This window comes from Pedobacter sp. HMWF019 (genome assembly GCF_003061025.1).
Classification (GTDB): Bacteria; Bacteroidota; Bacteroidia; order Sphingobacteriales; family Sphingobacteriaceae; genus Pedobacter.
Window position 1 is genome coordinate 1 of sequence record NZ_QAIL01000576.1, and the last position, 1,007, is coordinate 1,007.

A 1,007-nucleotide genomic window follows, 5' to 3' on the forward strand; every position below is an offset into this window, starting at 1 on the left:
AAGAAGATTTTAATTACTGGCGGTGCAGGTTTCATAGGCTCACATGTGGTGAGAAGATTTGTAACGAATTATCCGGAATATGAGATTGTAAACCTGGACAAGCTGACCTATGCTGGAAATCTGGCAAATCTGCGTGATATAGAAGGAAGTTCAAACTATAAATTTGTTAAAGGCGACATCACCGATGCCGGGTCAATGAATGAGCTGTTTAAAAAGGAGAATTTTGATGCGGTGATCCATCTGGCAGCAGAATCTCATGTTGATCGTTCTATTGTAGACCCCACGGCATTTGTAATGACCAATGTTATTGGAACAGTAAACCTTTTAAATGCCGCAAGGGAATTCTGGAAAGGAGACTACAATACCAAACGTTTTTATCATGTCTCTACAGACGAGGTTTATGGAGCTTTAGGGGAGCAGGGGATGTTCACTGAAACCACTGCATATGATCCCCATAGTCCATATTCTGCTTCGAAAGCAAGTTCTGACCATTTTGTTCGTGCTTATCATGATACCTATGGTTTAGACGTGGTGATCTCTAATTGCTCCAATAATTATGGTTCTCACCATTTCCCGGAGAAATTAATTCCTCTGGCCATTAACAATATCAAAAACAGTAAAGCTGTTCCGGTATATGGCAAAGGAGAAAATGTAAGAGACTGGTTATGGGTAGAAGATCATGCCCGTGCCATCGATGTGATCTTTCATGAAGCAAAAACAGGGGAGACTTATAATATCGGAGGACATAATGAATGGAAAAATATTGACCTGATCCATTTGCTTTGCAAGATCATGGATAAAAAGCTGGGCCGTGCCCAGGGGGAATCTGCTCAACTGATTACGTTTGTAACCGATCGTGCCGGCCATGACCTGCGTTATGCTATAGATTCTACCAAACTGCAGCAAGTGCTGGGCTGGGTACCAAGCTTGCAGTTTGAAGAAGGTCTGGAAAAAACGGTGGAATGGTATCTGGAAAATGAAGAATGGTTATCTGATGTGACTTCTGG

At 42.0% G+C, this 1,007-nt stretch carries 1 protein-coding gene; it reads left to right on the top strand.

Going from position 1 to position 1,007, the window contains the following annotated elements; all coding sequences use genetic code 11:
- Window positions 1-1,007 (top strand): dTDP-glucose 4,6-dehydratase (rfbB, locus tag DBR11_RS27575; RefSeq protein WP_233260935.1); only part of this gene is annotated, 1,007 nt, incomplete at both ends.